The 15,337-nt window shown below is 64.5% G+C and carries 15 protein-coding genes and 1 tRNA gene; 2 read left to right on the top strand and 14 right to left on the bottom strand.

The window, feature by feature from the left end; translation table 11 throughout:
• Positions 1-55: 55 nt before the first annotated feature.
• Positions 56-1,411: an MBL fold metallo-hydrolase RNA specificity domain-containing protein gene (locus tag ACQ66H_RS14715; RefSeq protein ID WP_430434624.1), complete on the top strand. Its 1,356-nt coding sequence runs from the start codon at positions 56-58 to the stop codon at positions 1,409-1,411.
• Between the two features lie 41 nt (positions 1,412-1,452).
• Here the strand turns inward: ACQ66H_RS14715 and ACQ66H_RS14710 are convergent, their stop codons facing one another.
• From ACQ66H_RS14710 to ACQ66H_RS14645, 14 genes are all read right to left on the bottom strand, one after another.
• Positions 1,453-1,896 carry a response regulator gene (locus tag ACQ66H_RS14710; protein WP_304002398.1) on the bottom strand — a complete coding sequence of 148 codons (444 nt, stop codon included), beginning with the start codon at positions 1,894-1,896 and terminating at the stop codon, positions 1,453-1,455.
• Positions 1,877-3,073, bottom strand: coding sequence for a sensor histidine kinase (locus tag ACQ66H_RS14705; protein ID WP_430434623.1), 1,197 nt, complete (start codon positions 3,071-3,073; stop codon positions 1,877-1,879). The genes ACQ66H_RS14710 and ACQ66H_RS14705 overlap by 20 nt, the downstream gene beginning before the upstream one ends.
• A 335-nt stretch (positions 3,074-3,408) precedes the next feature.
• Positions 3,409-4,293: a DUF4394 domain-containing protein gene (locus ACQ66H_RS14700; protein WP_430434622.1), complete on the bottom strand. Its 885-nt coding sequence runs from the start codon at positions 4,291-4,293 to the stop codon at positions 3,409-3,411.
• A 120-nt stretch (positions 4,294-4,413) separates the two neighbouring features.
• Positions 4,414-5,166, bottom strand: a complete 753-nt coding sequence (locus tag ACQ66H_RS14695) for a flagellar brake protein (protein WP_430434621.1) — start codon at positions 5,164-5,166, stop codon at positions 4,414-4,416.
• A gap of 57 nt (positions 5,167-5,223) precedes the next feature.
• A complete protein-coding gene (locus tag ACQ66H_RS14690; RefSeq protein WP_430434620.1) occupies positions 5,224-5,526 on the bottom strand; it encodes an EscU/YscU/HrcU family type III secretion system export apparatus switch protein in 303 nt (100 codons plus the stop codon).
• Positions 5,526-6,767: a flagellar hook-length control protein FliK gene (locus ACQ66H_RS14685; RefSeq protein ID WP_430434619.1), complete on the bottom strand. Its 1,242-nt coding sequence runs from the start codon at positions 6,765-6,767 to the stop codon at positions 5,526-5,528. The genes ACQ66H_RS14690 and ACQ66H_RS14685 overlap by 1 nt, the downstream gene beginning before the upstream one ends.
• 7 nt (positions 6,768-6,774) lie before the next feature.
• A complete protein-coding gene (locus ACQ66H_RS14680; protein ID WP_019917461.1) occupies positions 6,775-7,074 on the bottom strand; it encodes a flagellar protein FliT in 300 nt (99 codons plus the stop codon).
• A 145-nt stretch (positions 7,075-7,219) separates the two neighbouring features.
• The gene (fliS, locus tag ACQ66H_RS14675; protein WP_368492619.1) at positions 7,220-7,606 is read right to left on the bottom strand and encodes a flagellar export chaperone FliS; all 387 of its coding nucleotides are present in this window, start codon (positions 7,604-7,606) and stop codon (positions 7,220-7,222) included.
• 73 nt (positions 7,607-7,679) lie between these two features.
• Positions 7,680-9,095, bottom strand: a complete 1,416-nt coding sequence (gene fliD / locus ACQ66H_RS14670; protein ID WP_430434618.1) for a flagellar filament capping protein FliD — start codon at positions 9,093-9,095, stop codon at positions 7,680-7,682.
• Between the two features lie 10 nt (positions 9,096-9,105).
• The gene (locus ACQ66H_RS14665; RefSeq protein ID WP_430434617.1) at positions 9,106-9,456 is read right to left on the bottom strand and encodes a flagellar protein FlaG; all 351 of its coding nucleotides are present in this window, start codon (positions 9,454-9,456) and stop codon (positions 9,106-9,108) included.
• A 65-nt stretch (positions 9,457-9,521) separates the two neighbouring features.
• Complete coding sequence (locus ACQ66H_RS14660) at positions 9,522-10,715, bottom strand: flagellin (protein WP_430434616.1); 1,194 nt, start codon at positions 10,713-10,715, stop codon at positions 9,522-9,524.
• A 332-nt stretch (positions 10,716-11,047) separates the two neighbouring features.
• The gene (locus tag ACQ66H_RS14655; RefSeq protein ID WP_430434615.1) at positions 11,048-12,742 is read right to left on the bottom strand and encodes a diguanylate cyclase; all 1,695 of its coding nucleotides are present in this window, start codon (positions 12,740-12,742) and stop codon (positions 11,048-11,050) included.
• Positions 12,743-12,917: 175 nt separating this feature from the next.
• Positions 12,918-13,556, bottom strand: a complete 639-nt coding sequence (locus ACQ66H_RS14650) for a response regulator (protein WP_019917469.1) — start codon at positions 13,554-13,556, stop codon at positions 12,918-12,920.
• Positions 13,553-15,073: a histidine kinase gene (locus ACQ66H_RS14645; RefSeq protein ID WP_430434614.1), complete on the bottom strand. Its 1,521-nt coding sequence runs from the start codon at positions 15,071-15,073 to the stop codon at positions 13,553-13,555. Before ACQ66H_RS14645 ends, ACQ66H_RS14650 begins: the two co-directional genes overlap by 4 nt.
• A gap of 141 nt (positions 15,074-15,214) precedes the next feature.
• On the opposite strand from ACQ66H_RS14645, the gene ACQ66H_RS14640 reads away from it, so the two are divergent.
• Positions 15,215-15,290: transfer RNA gene (locus ACQ66H_RS14640), tRNA-Thr, on the top strand.
• Positions 15,291-15,337: the final 47 nt, after the last annotated feature.

Genomic DNA, 15,337 nt, shown 5'->3' with positions numbered 1-15,337 from the left:
TCTCATCCGGCACGCAGGTGCGGCGTTACACTGACCGCCGGAGGAGACGTCCATCATGAAAATCCGCTTTCTCGGCGCGGCCGGTACGGTCACCGGTTCGCGCTATCTCCTGACACATGGCGGTCATCGCCTGCTCGTCAACTGCGGCCTGTTCCAGGGCGTGAAGAACATCCGCAGTCGCAACTGGAAGCCCTTCCCAATCGCGCCGCGCGATATCGAGGCGGTGGTGCTGACGCATGCCCACCTCGATCATTCCGGCTTCCTGCCGCGACTGATGCGAGAGGGCTTTCACGGCCCGGTATGGTCAACTTCGGCCACCCGCGAACTGGTCAACATCCTGCTCGAAGACAGCGCCCATCTGCAGGAGGAGGACGCCCGTCACGCCAACCGCTACGGCTACAGCAAGCACCACCCAGCGGAGCCGCTTTACACCTCGGACGATGCGCGGCAGGTGATGAAACAGTTCCGCAGCGCCGGTTTCGACGAGCCGGTGGAGATCGGGCCGTTCCGTATCACCTTCACGCGCGCCGGCCACATCCTCGGCGCGGCCAGCGTGCGCGTCAACTGCGCCGGGCGGAGCGTCACGTTCAGCGGCGATCTCGGGCGTCCGGACGATCCGGTCATGCATGCGCCGGACCGTCTCGCCGCCACCGACTGGCTCGTGCTCGAATCGACCTATGGCGACCGCCTGCACCCGGATGAAGATCCGTACGAAACGCTGGCCGGCATCGTGAACCGCACGGCTGCGCGAGGCGGTACCGTGCTGCTGCCTTCGTTCGCGGTCGGCCGTTCGCAGGCGCTGCTGTACCTGCTGTCGCGCCTGATGGACGAACACCGTATCCCCGAACTTCCGGTTTTCCTCGACAGCCCAATGGCGATCGACGTGACCGGCGTGTTCCGTCACTTCCGCAGCGAGCATCGGCTGACCCAGGATGCCTGCGACCGGCTGCATGCCATGGTCACCTACACGCGCTCGCCGGAGGAGTCGGAAGCGCTGGCGTCCAACCGCTACCCGAAGATCATCATCGCTGGCGCCGGCATGCTCAACGGCGGCCGCATCCTGCATCATCTGATCGCCTTCGGAGCCGACCCACGAAATGCGGTGGTGATCGCCGGTTACCAGGCCGAAGGCACGCGGGGCGACGCACTGCTCAAGGGCAAGCGCAGCCTGCGCATCTTCGGTCGCGATGTACCGATAGCTTGCGAGGTGGCACAGGTCGAAGGCCTGTCAGCGCATGCCGACTGGAAAGAAATACTCGAGTGGCTGCGTCCGGTCGATCGCGCTCCGCAGTGCGTGTTCGTCACGCACGGCGAGCCGGTCGCCGCCGACAGCCTGCGGCAGAAGCTCGAGCACGAACTCGCCTGGTCGGCGCAGGTCCCGGAGCAGGACGAAGAGTTCGACCTTGGTTGAACCGATGCCCGTCGGCCGTGATTGGAGCCTCGCCGCGGTGCTCAGAGCACCGGCGGCGGTTCGTTGATCAGCGCCCAGAACACGCCCATCTGCGTCACCGTGCGCGAGAACTGATCGAAATCGACCGGCTTCACGACATAGGCGTTGATGCCCAGGCTGTAGCAGCGACGCAGGTCGGGGTCTTCCTTCGATGAACTCATGATGATGACGGGCAGCGCACGCATGTCTTCGTCGGCGCGCAGTTCGGTCAGCATTTCGATGCCGTCCATGCGCGGCATGTGCAGGTCGAGCAGCACGAAAAGCGGCACCTCGCCGCTGCGGTCGGCGTAGCTGCCGCGCTTGTAGAGGTAGTCCAGCCCTTCCGCACCGTCGCGTACGACGACGATCTCGTTCGCCAGATTCAGCACGCGCAGGCCGAGCAGCATCAGTTCGACGTCATTGTCGTTGTCATCGACGACAAGGATTTCACGCAAGTGCAGCGACATCGTTGGCTCCCGTAGGGTGGGTGGCGTCGGCCGGGGGTGGGTCGGATGGGTAGGGAAGGGTGAAGTGGAAGCTGGCGCCCTGACCTGGCACGGCCTCCGCCCAGATGCGGCCGCCGTGCCGATCGACGATGCGCTTGACGTTCGCCAATCCGATGCCGGTGCCTTCGAATTCGGCGGCGTGATGCAGTCGCTGGAATACCCCGAACAGCTTGCCGGCGTATTTCATGTCGAAGCCGGCGCCGTTGTCGCGCACCTGGAAGGTGTATTGGCCATCGTTGTCGCGCTCGCATTCGATGCGGATGCGAGCCGGGTTGCGGCCTCGCGTGTATTTCACGGCGTTGGCGATCAGGTTGTAGAAAACCTGGAACATCAAGGCCCGGTCGGCGCGAATGCGCGGCAGCTCACCGATGCTGATATCGAGCTCACGTCCGTCGAGGTCGGGCGCCAACTCTTCGAGCACGTCGTCGACCAGGGCGCGCGTATCGCAACGTTCGAGATGCATCTCGGCGCGGCTGGCGCGGGAGAACGCAAGCAGTCCTTCGACGATGTCGCTCAGATGCCGCACCGAGGCGCGGATGCGCTGCAGATAGCTCAGCGAGGCCGGTTCGGTGTCGATGACGCCGAGGCGATCGCCGAGTACGCGCGCAAAACCGTCGATGTGGCGCAGCGGGCCACGCACGTCGTGCGCAATGGCATAGGACACGGCTTCGAGTTCCTCGATCTGCAGGCGCATCCTTTCGTTCATTGCCTGCAATTGCGCTTCGGACTGTTGCCGGCGCTCGATTTCGGCCCGCAGTTCCTCGTTGGCGCGACGCAGGCTGTCGGGCGAGGGCAGGGCGAGCGCCAGTGGAATCAGTCGCCACAGCAGCACTGCCGTGGCCAGCGACACCAGGGCGGTGAAGGCGCGTATCCAGCCGTCCAGCCAGAAATCGGGGTTCCACAGCGTCCACACGTCCATCACGTGGGTGACGCCGCAGGCCATGATGAACACGCCGAACATGACGAAGGCCGACCGGAAGCCAAGATCGGCACGCTTTCGCACGAACACCCACAGCGTGATCGGTATCGTGAAGTAGGACAGTGCGATCAGCGTGTCTGACAGCACGTGCAGCAGCAGCAGATCGCGTTGCCACGAAAAGCAGTAGCCGTGTGGAAGAAGGGTGTTCAGTTCCGTCATGGTGCTGCCGCTCCGAAGACGTCGCGCATCGCCCGAACGCTCGCGTTGACGAGCGCACTATAGCTCGCGCACTACCGGAGGCGTGCGCGTTCACCCATCAGTGTGGTCGGGTGCTGTGACAGCGTGACGCGGCACGGGGTTTCCGTGCGGGCAGGGTCGGGGCGGCGAGTCTGGATGTGGCGGCGTACGAGCGGTGCTGACTGGGCACGGGCGCAGTGCGCTCGCAGCGTTTGCTGCGACTGCGGTGGAGCGCGACAAGGAGCGCGCCCCGCCTCACGCCGGGCGGAAGGGCCCGGCGTGAGGCGGGGTCATGGTGATCGCCGGTTGGTGGCGATTCAGACGCGTGGCATGCGTCGGCGTGCGATCGCACCGATCAGCCCGAGGCCGGCCAGCAGCATCGCGTAGGTTTCAGGTTCGGGGACCGGTGCCATGAACGGCGCCGAGGTCAGGCCGCGCAGGTTCGCGTTGAGTGCGCCATTGAAGGTGGCCAGCCCGGTCATCAGGTTGATCGAATAGAGACCGCTGTCGCCGTTGTCCAGCGTCAGAGCGGCCCAGCCCATTCCCATCGCGTCGATCTCGAAGCCGTTGGCACCGATCACGTTGCCGGCAACGCCGAGCGATCCGATCTGGCTGATCGTCGGCGCATTGAAGGCGCCGGGCGCGAACTGCAGCGTGTCGGTCGCCGTGTCGATGTAATACAGCGCCGTGCTCGCCGGGCCACTGGACTGCGAAGCATCGGAGTTGGTGTAGGCCACGGCCGTAATGCCGCCCGGGATGACACTGGCGGCGTTGCCGACCACGCCGGTGTTCGCGTTGATGGCCAGGTTGCTGCCGGTCTGGCTCACCAGGCGCAGCGAGGCTGCGCCGGCGAAGTCGGCTACCGGGTTGAAGTCGATGCCGTAGGACAGCGACGGATTGACCAGCGGGATGTCGAGCGCCGACACGAAGCTGGCGGCACCTGTCGTGACGTCCAGCGTATAGACGCGATTCAGGCTGCTGACGCCGTAGATCATGTTGTTGCTCGGGCGCAGGTCAATGCCGAGGATGCGTTCGCCACTGCCCAGCCCGGTGATGGACATGAAGCTGGCGCTGCTGGCGTTGCCGCTGCTGAACATGCCGATCTGGTTGCCGGTGGTGAGACCGACGAAATCGGCTGCGTGGGCCGTGGTGCCGGACAGAGCGAGGGCGGCGGCGAGGGCGGTGAGGGTGCGTGCTGACATGTCTGACCTTTCCTGAAAAAGTAGGGGAGGACGCGTCACCAGAGTGAGTCGTCACCCGCTCTACACAGGAGGGGGCCGCATGGATGCAGCTGTCACCGAAAATTCATCCGGCCGAGCCGGTCAGATTTCGCGCGCGTTGCGCTCTCTTTCCATGCGCAGGATGTAGCGTTGGATCAGTGCGTCCGCGGCGCCGGGCAGGCCGATGAACTGGCAGCCCGCACGCAGTTCGCTGCCGCCGCGTTCGGTCACGCGGAACATGTTTCGTACTTGCAGCGTCGCGGTGATGGTGCCGATCTCGGGCAGCGTGATCTGGCAGTTGTCGATCACGCTGTTGACCTTCAGCTCGATACCGCTCGGCGGCGCGACGACGGCCAGACCGCCCCCGGAAATATCCACCACCATGGCTTCGACCATGCGCCCCTCGCCGTCGCCGGCCGGCAGCAGACAGCGCAGCGGCGGGTTAGGCGGCAGGATGAGGCGGTAGTAGTCGCGCCGCTGCAGGCGCAGCATGCGCGTCGGGAAGGGGATTTCCAGCGCCGGATGACCTTCGTGCTCGATTGCGGCGCACTGGCCGACCATGAACTGCACCTTCACCTTCTCGAGCGAGGTCAGGAACACCAGTGGCGACGCCTTCACCGCCTGCTCGAGTTGCGCCGGGTCACGCGGTGCGTCGAGTACGACCATGCCGCGCGCGTCGTTGACGGCCAGCACCGCGGTCAGAAAGGGGTCGGGCGCGCGGCCGGCATAAACGGACAGATTGACGCGGCGATCCCGCATGGCTCGCAGGTAAAAGGCGATATCGGTCTGGCCGTCGAGCACGTAGCGTGCGAAATCGTCTGCTTCCAGCAGATCGAACCGGATGTTCTCGGTCATTGGGTGCATCCCTGGCTATGGGCAATCACCCGGTGCTGCGGCGCACCAGGCACGAATTCATTCAGATGGCAGTTTAACGGTTGGCGCCGGAAGGTCGGTCATTCCCTTCTCGATGCGGTAGATCCAGGCCAGCAGTTCGGCGACCGCGACATACAGTTCGGGCGGAATGCGCTGGTCCAGATCCAGTCCCATCAGCAGCGACACCATTTCGCGCGATTCATGCACGAAAACGCCCGCTTCGCGCGCGCGGCGGATGATTTCATCGGCCACCATGCCGCGCCCCTTGGCGACGACACGCGGCGCAGCGTCGCCGGCACCGTAGGCGAGCGCAACGGCCTGGGCGCGCGGAGAGGTGTTCATCAGACGCTGCTCTCGCCATTGTCGGGCAGGGCGGCAAGCGCCTCGTCCAACTGGCTGAAGTTCACGCTGCCCAGACGCAGGCCGGCATCGGTCATGCGCTGCTGAAGGTCGAGCAGTGCGGTACCCATGCGCAGGCGTGCATCATCGTCCGCCGAGATGCCCAGCGTCAGTCCATGGTCCTTCCACAGCGTGAGCGAGGTTTCGACCTCGCCCAGGCCCGGCAGGACCAGCCGTACCCGGGATGTCCAAGGGACTTCCGGCGTGCTGTCACCTTCGGTGCCCGGTTCGCCATGACGCTGCGGCTCGGGGTCATCGATCTCGATCTTCATCGTCTGGCCCGGCCAGGCCAGACCCTCCCAGGCCAGCGTGTGCTGGGACAGGCCGAGCAGCTGGTTCTGCACCAGCGGCCGCAGTTCGGCAGGCGGGCCGGTATCGGCCTTGGCTGCTTCGGTGCGTTCGCGCACGCTGGTGTCGCTGCGCAGGGTGCCGGTGTCCTGAATCGATTCGTCGTCGGCGCGAGCGCTGGTCGTGCCGTTTGCGACCTGCCCGGGTTCCGGCGTGTCGTCCGTCGCTGCCGATGGCGCGACCGGCAGGCCGGCGCGCGGCGCAGGTTTCTCCGGGTCGAAGGCGCGCTGCGGCTCGGCTGCGGTCGATTCGAGCGGCCGTTCGCCACTGACCCACTGCGCCTGATGCGATTCGTAGAACAGCCCACTGGTGCCTATCGCCTGCGCCAGACGGCTGGCGATCTGGGGAGTGGCGTCATTTTCGAGCGTGCCGGTGGCCGCGCTCAGCATGGCGGCCGGATCTATCATCGGCTTTCCACTGGCGAGTCGGGTCGGCTGCGGCTCCGGACCGTCGAGCAGTCCGGCAATGGTGCGGGCCGGCACGCTCAGGCGTACCGGGCTGCCCGCATTGTCGGCCGGCGCATCGCCGTCGGTCGGCGCCGCGTTGTCACCGTCGAGCGTGGCCACCAGCGTCTGTGCGCTGCGGGCCACGTGCGTCAGCGAAACCGTACGGCCTTCGGGAATGGTCTGCGGCAGGCGCAGGGTGACCGTCTGTCCGCCCACGTCGGCGCGGGCCAGACCATCGCGCAGATTTTGCAGGATGCGTGCTGTGTAGCGTTCGCCCGGCTCGAACTCGGGCAACTGCTCGGAAAGCGCAGCGATCGGGCCGGTGGTCTGGACCGATTCGCGCGTCAGCGCCGCCAGACGCTGTGCGAGCCCTGGCAGCAGGTTGTTCATGGTGTGCTCAGCCGTTGTCCGCCGTGCCTGCCGGCAGCTTTCCCAGATAGCTGGTGACCTGCTGCATCCACGGTTCGACGTGACGGCGCACTTCGGCATCATCGGCAAGGATCTGCTTCATCAGGTCGAACTTTCGCGCACGCTCGGCCGGCGAGGACACCGGCTCGTCGTTGTCGGCGAGGCGGCTGCGCATCGAGGCGACGGCCTGTTCGAGATTGACCAGACGGTCCCAGTCGTTCGCGCGCGCGGCCTCCACCATGTCGCTGGAGATCTGACGCATGTTTTCGAGCAGTGACAGAGAGTTCATGTGATCAGGCCGTTTTGCGTAAGTGTCGCCGCGGCAATTCCGTCGTTCGGCCGGCGGTGAATGGTGTGTAAAGACTACAGCGGACCCCGTGCTCCGAGGCGTGCATGTAGACGCCTTTTACCTTTCTATTTTCCCGGTTTGCCGGTCAGACCGGCGCCCCTTGGACCAGTTTTTGCCGGATGTCCTCCCAGGCGCCCTTCAACTCGCCCAGCAGGTGGGCCACTTCATCGAGCGCTGCCTTGTCGTTCTGCGAGTTGGCATGCAGCAGGCGCACGCACATGTAGTCGTAGAGTGCGTACAGGCGCTGCGCGAGTTCGCCGCCTGCTTCCAGATCCAGGCTGACCTTGAGGCCGTTGCCGATGATGTCGATCGCACGCGAGATCGACTGACCCTTGCCTGCAGTGTCGCCCATGTCGATCTGGTGGCTGGCGGTCGATACCGACATCATCGCGCCGTCGAACAGCATCAGGATGAGCTGGTGCGGATCGGCGCTGGCCACGCGTGCCTCGACGCCGACCTGGTTGTAGGCCATGCGCGGGTTGGAAAGTGATGCAAACATGATGTTCTGGTCCCGTTAGAGGATGGCTGTATCGTCCGCCGCTCTGTCAGCTCGAATAGGTCGGCAGGCTGGCGAGTTGTTGTGTGAGGAAGGTACTGGTTGTGTTCATGCTGCTGATCAGCGAATCGAGCGCAGTGAACTGTCGGCGGTAGCGGGCCTCGATCTGTTCCATGCGGACGTTCAGCGCGTCGCGCTGGCGGTTCATCGCCTTCTTCGTCTCTTCCATGCCTTCGAGACGGTTGCCGATCAGGCCATCGTCGTCGATCACGGACGAGATCATCGAATCGATCTTGGAGGCCAGACCGGTCACGCCGGTGCTGCCCATGAACAGCGACTTGGCGGCGCCGCTCTCCAGTGCCGTCGTGAGCTTGTCCGAGTCGATCTTCAGCGAGCCGTCCTTCTGCACCGACACACCGATGCTGCCGAGCGAAACACCCGGCGCGATCTCTTCGGTGACGGCCGAGGCGAGACGCGAGCGCAGGCTGAGCACAGTGCTCTCGCCGTTCAGTGCTGCACCGGTCTGGGTGGTCGTGTTGTAAGACGTCTGGTTCTTGATGGTCAGGATGGCGTCGTTGTAGCTCTTGACCAGCTTTTCGATGGCGCTCTTCGCGCCGGTGTAATCGGCACCGACCGTCAGCGTCGTCGGGTTGCCGACGTTGGTGCTTTTCAGCGTCAGCGTGACGCCTTCGATGGTGTCGGTCAGCGTGTTGCTGCTCGAGGTGACATCGATGCCATTGATCTTGAGCACGGCATCCGAAGCGGTCACCTTCTCCGAAAGATTGGAGGTGCCGCCGGTCGAGGCGTCATAGATCAGCCGCGACAGGCCTGCGTTGTCGGTGTTGTTGCCGTCGTCATCGGCGGCGGTGATGCGCACGGTATTCGCGGTGCCGCCATCCTGCGAGGTCAGCACGAGGCGGGTGCCGGTGCCGTCGTTGAGCAGGGATGCCGTGACGCCGGCGTCGGCCGCGTTGATCGCGTCACGCACGTCGGCGAGCGTCGCTGCGCCGCTGGAAATGTCGATGTTAACCGGTGTCTTGTCGGGGTTCGCGGTGAATGTGCCGCCGCTGTAGCTGCCCAGTTCGATGGTCAGCGTGCCGCTGCCGACGTTCGCGGTGCTGCCGCCGGCGAAAGCTGTCAACGCGGTGACCTGCGCGCGGGCTAGGCTGCTCACCTCGATTGAATAGTTGCCGGGCGTCGCCGTCGTCGAGGCGGCAACCGTTGCCACCGCGCTGTCGGCAATCGTTGCCTTGCGGGAGGCAAAGATTTCCGCCTTGCCGAGTGCTTCCGCTGCCGTCTGCAGCGTCAACATCGCACCCTTGATCATGCCGTAGCTGGAAATCTTCGTTTCGAGCTTGGCCTGCTTTTCCGCGAGCAGCGTGAGCGGACGCTGCTCTACCGTCATCAGCTGCGTGACGATGGAGTTGATGTCCAGGTTGGTACCGAATGCGAGCGACGATGCCATGGCGGTCTCCTCAGGCCTTGCGTTCGATCAGTCCACTCTGGCTCTTGCCGAGCGACCGCGCAATCGCAATCAGTTCTTCGGAAGGAATCTGCCGCAGTACTTCCTTGGTGGTCGAGTCGATCAGCCGCACGATGGTTTTCCCTGTGTCTTTGTCGATCGTGAAAAGCAGGTTCTGTGCCACCGGTTCGATCTTGCGACGAATCTCGTCCACCGTCTGTTCGATCTGTTCGTTGCTGAGCGCTGCCTCGCTGGGTGGTCCTTCCGCCTTCTTGCTCTCCGGCATAACGGGCTTTGCCCCGGTGGTCGCCTGGACGCCCGGGGCAGAGATCGTTGCGCTGTTCGGGATAGGCTGTACGGCCATGATGTTCTCCCTATGCTGGGTGGGGGGCGCGGTCGCCCGCGCCCCCTCATTACTGCCTTACGCGATCAGCCGCGGAGCAGGCTCAGCACGTTCTGCGGCAGCGAGTTGGCCTGCGCCAGCATCGCGGTACCGGCCTGCTGCAGGATCTGCGCGCGGGTCAGGTTGGCGGTTTCCGCAGCGAAGTCGGCATCGGTGATGCGGCTCTTCGAAGCGGAGATGTTTTCCGCTTGCGTCTGCAGGTTGGCCACGGTGTAGTCGAGGCGGTTCTGCTGGGCACCGAGGGCGGCACGCTGTTCCGACACGTAGGTCAGTGCGTCTTCGACCGAGGTCAGCAGCGCCTGCGAGTTGGCGGCCGTGGTGGCGCCGGTGAAGGCGGTGATGTCGGTGTCCAGGGCAACCATGCGGGCGTCGGCCGAGGTGGCGTTGATACGCGTGTCGCCGAAGGTGAGCGTCAGGCGGTTGTCGGCAGCGTCGTCCGCACCGACCTGGATTTCAGCGCCGGTGGCAGCGGTCGTGATGATGGTGCCAGCGTCGAGGTCGGCCGCGATGTTGGCGCCGGTCTCAGCACCCGAAGCCTTGATCGTCACCTTCACGCCGAGCTCGTTGTAGTTCAGCTCGTACGATTGGCCTGCGGTCAGCGCCAGGGCGGTGATGTCGATCATCTGCGAGTTCGTGCCGTCCGACAGCGTCAGTTCGCCGGTGTTGGCGTCGGCGAAGGTGAAGGTCGTGCCCGCGGCGGCGCCGGTGATGTCAACCTTGGTCACTGTGGCGGTGCCGGAAGTGGCCAGGTTGAAACCGCCCTGCACGGTCGAGGTGGTGTCGAGTGCCTTACCGAAGGAACCGTTCAGCAGCTGCTGGCCGTTGAACTTGGTACGGGTCGAGATGTTGTTGATCTCGTCGCGCAGCTGGGTCATTTCGTCGGCGATGAAGGAGCGCTCTGCGTCGGCCAGCGTCGAGTTGGAACCCTGGGTCGCCAGTTCCTTCATGCGGATGAGCATGTCCTGGATCTGCGACATGCCGCCTTCAGCGGTCTGGATCATCGAGATACCGTCGCTGGCGTTACGGGCGGCCTGGTTCAGCGACTTGACTTGGGCGTTCATGCGCTGCGAAATCGCCAGACCAGCGGCATCGTCACGGGCGCTGTTGATGCGCAGACCGGACGACAGACGCTGCAGCGAAGTGGCGAGCGAATTCTGCGAGGAATTGAGGTTGCGCTGAGCGGTGAGCGAGGCAACGTTGGTGTTGATGATTTGCGGCATTTTCTTTCTCCTGTCACGAAGTGGTGTAGTTACGGCGCCCTGGGTTGCATGACCCGATGTTGATGTCGCCGATGATTCAAGTAACGGAGAGGGGAGAGAAAACTTTAGGCCACTATCTCAATGAAAGCCTTTGTGCTCGTGGCTTTCAGGCGCAGGCATCGCGAAATGGCTTGCCGCTGCGGTGTAGGTTCGAGGGGCAAAAACTTTAGGGTTGCCCCGAAGAGTGCCTTGTGCTTTGGGGATGGCGTGAAATTCGCCCGGAAAGCCGCGTCAGCACTGGATTTCAACTGTTACCAATTGTGATTGCCGCTGCGCAGGTGACGCAGCGGCGCTCAGGCAGCGATGGCGGTGCCCGGTGCGACGACGACGCGGTTCTTGCCGGTCGCCTTGGCCTGATACATCGCGACGTCGGCGCGTTCGATCGCCGAACTCTGGGCTTCGTCCTGCTGCACGACGGTGACACCTGCGCTGAAGGTGATCAGCAGCTTGTCATTGTTGGCAAGGAAGTAGCGCTTGGTCAGTTCGCGCTGCAGTCGCTGCAGCACGACCACGGAGTCATCGACCGAAGTCTCCGGCAGCAGTATGACGAACTCCTCGCCGCCATAACGCGACAGCGTGTCATGCGGACGCAGACAGTCGCGCACCGTGGCCACCAGATGAAGCAGCGCGTCGTCGCCCGTGTTGTGGCCGTAGGTGTCGTTCAGGCGCTTGAAGTTGTCGATGTCGAGCACGGCCAGACAGAGCTGGGTGCCGCGGCGCGATGCGCGCGACACCTCTTTCGCATAGGACTCTTCCAGACCCTTGCGGTTGAGCGCGCCGGTCAGCGGGTCGTGGCGCATCTTCTCGCTGGTCTGTTCGAGTTCGATCTGCAGACGCTCGATCTCGGCTTCGGCCGCACGCACGCGATCGCGCATGGTGTCAACCTCGTTGCGCGAACGTTCCGTGGTGGCGCGCATTTCGTGCGTCGCGGTGATCACGTCCGCGATCACGCCCTGCAGCGCGCCGATGTCGTCGGCTTCCGCAATGGTGCGCGCATAGCCTTCCATCTTGTCGCCGAAGCCGGACGTGGCGTCGGTGAAGCTGCCCAACTGCTCGACGAAGCCCGCCAGCATCAGTTTGATCTGGTGCTTGGCGTCGTCGATATTGCCGCGCAGCGAGCCCTGGCGTTCGATCACCTCGCGCAGGCGGCGCTCGACTTCGTCGAGCTCGCGCGCACTGATCGGGTGATCGCACAGGCCGCGCAATGCATCGATCTGGCCGCGCATCCAGCGGTCGTCGATGACGAGATCGCTGATGTTTCGCAGTAGCAGGTCGAGCAGCGAAAGCAGGCCGGTACGGATTTCCGCCTGATCGTTGACCACCCAGTTCAGGCGGTAGATGAGATTGCGCAGCTTGGACGCAAGGTCATCCACACCGCGCATGTCTCGTACTTCGCGCAGCACTTTGCCCAGTTCGATCGCTTCGTCGCGCAGTTCGGGGGCGGTAATGAGCAGGCTGGCGACGACGCCTTCGAGCGTACGCGCGAACAGGTCGCGCAGTGCGGCGTCGCTGTTGTCGGTCGGTGCTGCGCTGTCGGCGACCAGTTGCACCGCCGACGCGGCCTTGCCGTCCTCGGCCGATTCCCATTTGTCGGCCAGCGCGCTCATGCGCGAGTACAGCGCATCAAGCTCGCCGTTGGACGAATCAAGCACTTGCTGCAAGGCCTGATGCTTCTGTGCGAAGGTCAGCGTCGCGTGGTTGCGTTCGAGTTGCTTGAACACATCCTTGAGCAGGGCGGTCCATTTGCGCTGCGGTGCCGCCTGGGCGCGCAGCAGCCCGACCAGAGACCCGCTGATCGCCGACCAGCTGCGGCTGGTGACCGCGCTTTCGAGGCGCTGCACGAACTCGATCTGCGCCTGGTTGAGCCGCGGCAGCGTGCTGCAGACCAGCTTCAGCGCACGCTCGGGAAAGAGGTCCTCCGGCTTGGTGCCGGCGATCTCGTGGTACAGCGCGCGATAGTTCTCCGGCGTCGGCTGCAATTGACGCATGGCAAGCCGCCGCAGGGCTTCACGAGCGATTTCGAGCGGCTGCATGGCGTCTGACATGTGCGGAAGTAGTTAACGGTTTGTAACGAAGGCAAACAACGGCAATCGACCTGCCGTCTTTAGGGGCAGGTCGTGCAAAAGTTGTCACACGGCGCCGTAACAGCGATGCGACCCATGTTCAGTCCACCAGACCGTGCTTCAGCCCGTAGTGGGTCAGTTCGGCGTTGTTCTTCATGCGCATCTTCTCCAGCAGCCGGGCGCGATAGACGCTGACCGTCTTGACGCTCAGATTCAGTTCTTCGCCGATCTGGGTCAGCGTCTTGCCCGAGGCGATCATCACCAGCGTCTGGTATTCGCGGTCGGACAGCTTTTCGTGAGGCGGGCGCTCGCTGTCGTCGGTGATGGCGTTGGCCAGTTCCATCGCCAGCGTCGGCGACACGTACTTCTTGCCGCTGGCGACCTGACGGATCGCCGTCACCAGCTGTTCCGGCGCACTCTGCTTGGTCAGGTAGCCGGAGGCGCCGGCCTTCAGCGCGCGAATGGCGTACTGGTCTTCGGGGTGCATCGACAGGACCAGCACCGGCAGTTTGGGAAATTCCTTGCGCACCAGCTTCAGCGTGTCGATGCCGTTGCGGTCGGGCATGGACACGTCCATCAGTACCATGTCGAAACTGCCGTCGCGCAGCTTGTGCATCGCCTCGACGCCGTTCTCCGCCTCGCCGGTGACCACCAGGTCGGGGCTGTCGGAGAGGATCTGGCGCAGACCGGAACGCACGATGGCGTGGTCGTCGGCGATCAGGATGCGGATGCTGCTCATCGTGCAAACTCCAGTACGGTGCGGCGGCAGGCCGGTACACGCAGCAGCAGCCGGGTGCCGCCGCCGTTGCGGCCGCTCGCCTCGAAGCGGCCGTTCAGGTGGGCGACCCGTTCGCGTATGCCGCGCAGGCCGAATGATTTGGGCTTGTTCAGATCGGCGGGTGCAAGGCCGCGACCATCGTCGGCGATTTCCAGCACGATGTCGTCGTCTTCCTGCGTCAGCCTGACTTCGACCTTGTGCGCCTGCGCGTGCTTGGACACGTTGGTCAGCGCTTCCTGGAAAACGCGGAACAGCGCGATCGCCGTCTCCTCGTCCGGTTCGATGTCGTGGTCGATGCACAGCAGTTCGCACTGCAGGCCGGTGCGCGCGGAAAAATCCTCGGCATGGCTCTCGATCGCCGGCGCCAGTCCGAATTCCTTCAGGATGCCCGGACGCAGCTCGCGCGCGATGCGGCCGACCGTGCTGATTGCGTCATCCACCAGCTTGCCCATGCTCTGCGAACGTGCGCGGATGGCGTCGGGGTCGGCGGCGGTCTTGTTCGCCAGCAGCGACACCTCGAACTTCAGCGCCACCAGCAGGCCGCCCAGTTCGTCGTGGATGTCGCGCGCGATCCGTTCCCGCTCCTCCTCCTTCGCCATCTGCAGATGCGACGACAGCTCGGCCAGCTGGCCACGCGACTGGCGCAGTTCGCGCTCGGTCAGCTTGCTCTGCGTGATGTTGGAAACGATGCCTTCCCAGATCGGCACACCGGAGGCGAGCAGGCGCGGCGACGAACGCAGGTTCACCCACTTCACGTCCCCGTCCGGCAGGCGGATGCGGCCTTCCCAGTTCACGGTGGACTGCGACTGCGCCGACTGCTTCATTGCGCGGTTCAGTTCCGGCATGTCCTCCGGCAGCACCATTTCGAGGAAGCGGCCGGGTTGGGCGATCAGTTCCGACGGCTTCAGCGCGAGCAGGGCGAGGCAACCGTCACTGACGAACAGGAAGCGCCAGCCGCCGTCGTCGTGGCGCAGCAGCTGGAACACCATGCCGGGGATGTTGGCTGCCAGCGCGCGGAAACGTGCTTCGCTGTCGCGCACGGCGTCGAGTGCGCTGTGGCGCTCGGCCCGGTTGCGCGCTTCGCGCATTTCGCGCTCGACCGCCGGCACCAGGCGGTCGAGATTGGTCTTGCTCAGGTAATCGTGGGCGCCGGCGCGCATCGCCGACACCGCGATGTCTTCCTCGATCACGCCGGACACGATGATGAAGGGCAGGTCGAGCCCCAGTTCCTGCAGGATGCCCAGCGCCGCCATGGCCGAGAACTGAGGCATGTTGTGGTCGGACAGCACGACGTCCCACAAACCCGAGCGCAACGCGGCGCGCAGCCCCCTCTCGTCCTCAACGCGGGTCGAGCGCACGGAGTAGCCGGCCTGACGGAAGCGATGCAGCAGCAGCACCGCGTCGTCCTCGGAGTCCTCGATCAGCAGGACATCGAGCGTGCGCTGGGCGGTCAGTACAGGCGTGACGGGATCGGGCATCGGATCAGGGCCTTCGTCCGCGGCGAACGGCTCGCCACGCTGACGCGCGAAGGCATTGTTGTAGTGCCTGCAGTTTAATCCATGCACATTGCGCAGCGACAGCGCCGCGACAGGCGACGGCAGCGATATAATCCGCGACTCGCCGCTTTAGCTCAGTTGGTAGAGCAACCGCCTTGTAAGCGGTAGGTCGTCAGTTCGATTCCGACAAGCGGCACCAATAAAGAAAGGCCGATTCCTTCGAATCGGCCTTTTTCATGTGCGTCG

The organism is Methyloversatilis sp. (genome assembly GCF_965284615.1).
GTDB lineage: Bacteria > Pseudomonadota > Gammaproteobacteria > Burkholderiales > Rhodocyclaceae > Methyloversatilis.
The sequence above is the reverse complement of the archived record's forward strand: the minus strand, read 5'-3'. Positions and strand labels throughout refer to the sequence as shown.

Excerpts from the sequence above, each read along its gene's own strand:
- ACQ66H_RS14710 (WP_304002398.1), bottom strand. The coding sequence starts at position 1,896 with ATGTCGCTGCACTTGCGTGAAATCCTTGTCGTCGATGACAACGACAAT.
- ACQ66H_RS14715 (WP_430434624.1), top strand. The coding sequence starts at position 56 with ATGAAAATCCGCTTTCTCGGCGCGGCCGGTACGGTCACCGGTTCGCGC.
- ACQ66H_RS14700 (WP_430434622.1), bottom strand. The coding sequence starts at position 4,293 with ATGTCAGCACGCACCCTCACCGCCCTCGCCGCCGCCCTCGCTCTGTCC.
- ACQ66H_RS14695 (WP_430434621.1), bottom strand. The coding sequence starts at position 5,166 with ATGACCGAGAACATCCGGTTCGATCTGCTGGAAGCAGACGATTTCGCA.
- ACQ66H_RS14665 (WP_430434617.1), bottom strand. The coding sequence starts at position 9,456 with ATGGCCGTACAGCCTATCCCGAACAGCGCAACGATCTCTGCCCCGGGC.
- ACQ66H_RS14655 (WP_430434615.1), bottom strand. The coding sequence starts at position 12,742 with ATGCGTCAATTGCAGCCGACGCCGGAGAACTATCGCGCGCTGTACCAC.
- ACQ66H_RS14690 (WP_430434620.1), bottom strand. The coding sequence starts at position 5,526 with ATGAACACCTCTCCGCGCGCCCAGGCCGTTGCGCTCGCCTACGGTGCC.
- ACQ66H_RS14680 (WP_019917461.1), bottom strand. The coding sequence starts at position 7,074 with ATGAACTCTCTGTCACTGCTCGAAAACATGCGTCAGATCTCCAGCGAC.
- ACQ66H_RS14650 (WP_019917469.1), bottom strand. The coding sequence starts at position 13,556 with ATGAGCAGCATCCGCATCCTGATCGCCGACGACCACGCCATCGTGCGT.
- ACQ66H_RS14705 (WP_430434623.1), bottom strand. The coding sequence starts at position 3,073 with ATGACGGAACTGAACACCCTTCTTCCACACGGCTACTGCTTTTCGTGG.
- fliD (WP_430434618.1), bottom strand. The coding sequence starts at position 9,095 with ATGGCATCGTCGCTCGCATTCGGTACCAACCTGGACATCAACTCCATC.
- ACQ66H_RS14685 (WP_430434619.1), bottom strand. The coding sequence starts at position 6,767 with ATGAACAACCTGCTGCCAGGGCTCGCACAGCGTCTGGCGGCGCTGACG.
- fliS (WP_368492619.1), bottom strand. The coding sequence starts at position 7,606 with ATGGCCTACAACCAGGTCGGCGTCGAGGCACGCGTGGCCAGCGCCGAT.
- ACQ66H_RS14645 (WP_430434614.1), bottom strand. The coding sequence starts at position 15,073 with ATGCCCGATCCCGTCACGCCTGTACTGACCGCCCAGCGCACGCTCGAT.
- ACQ66H_RS14660 (WP_430434616.1), bottom strand. The coding sequence starts at position 10,715 with ATGCCGCAAATCATCAACACCAACGTTGCCTCGCTCACCGCTCAGCGC.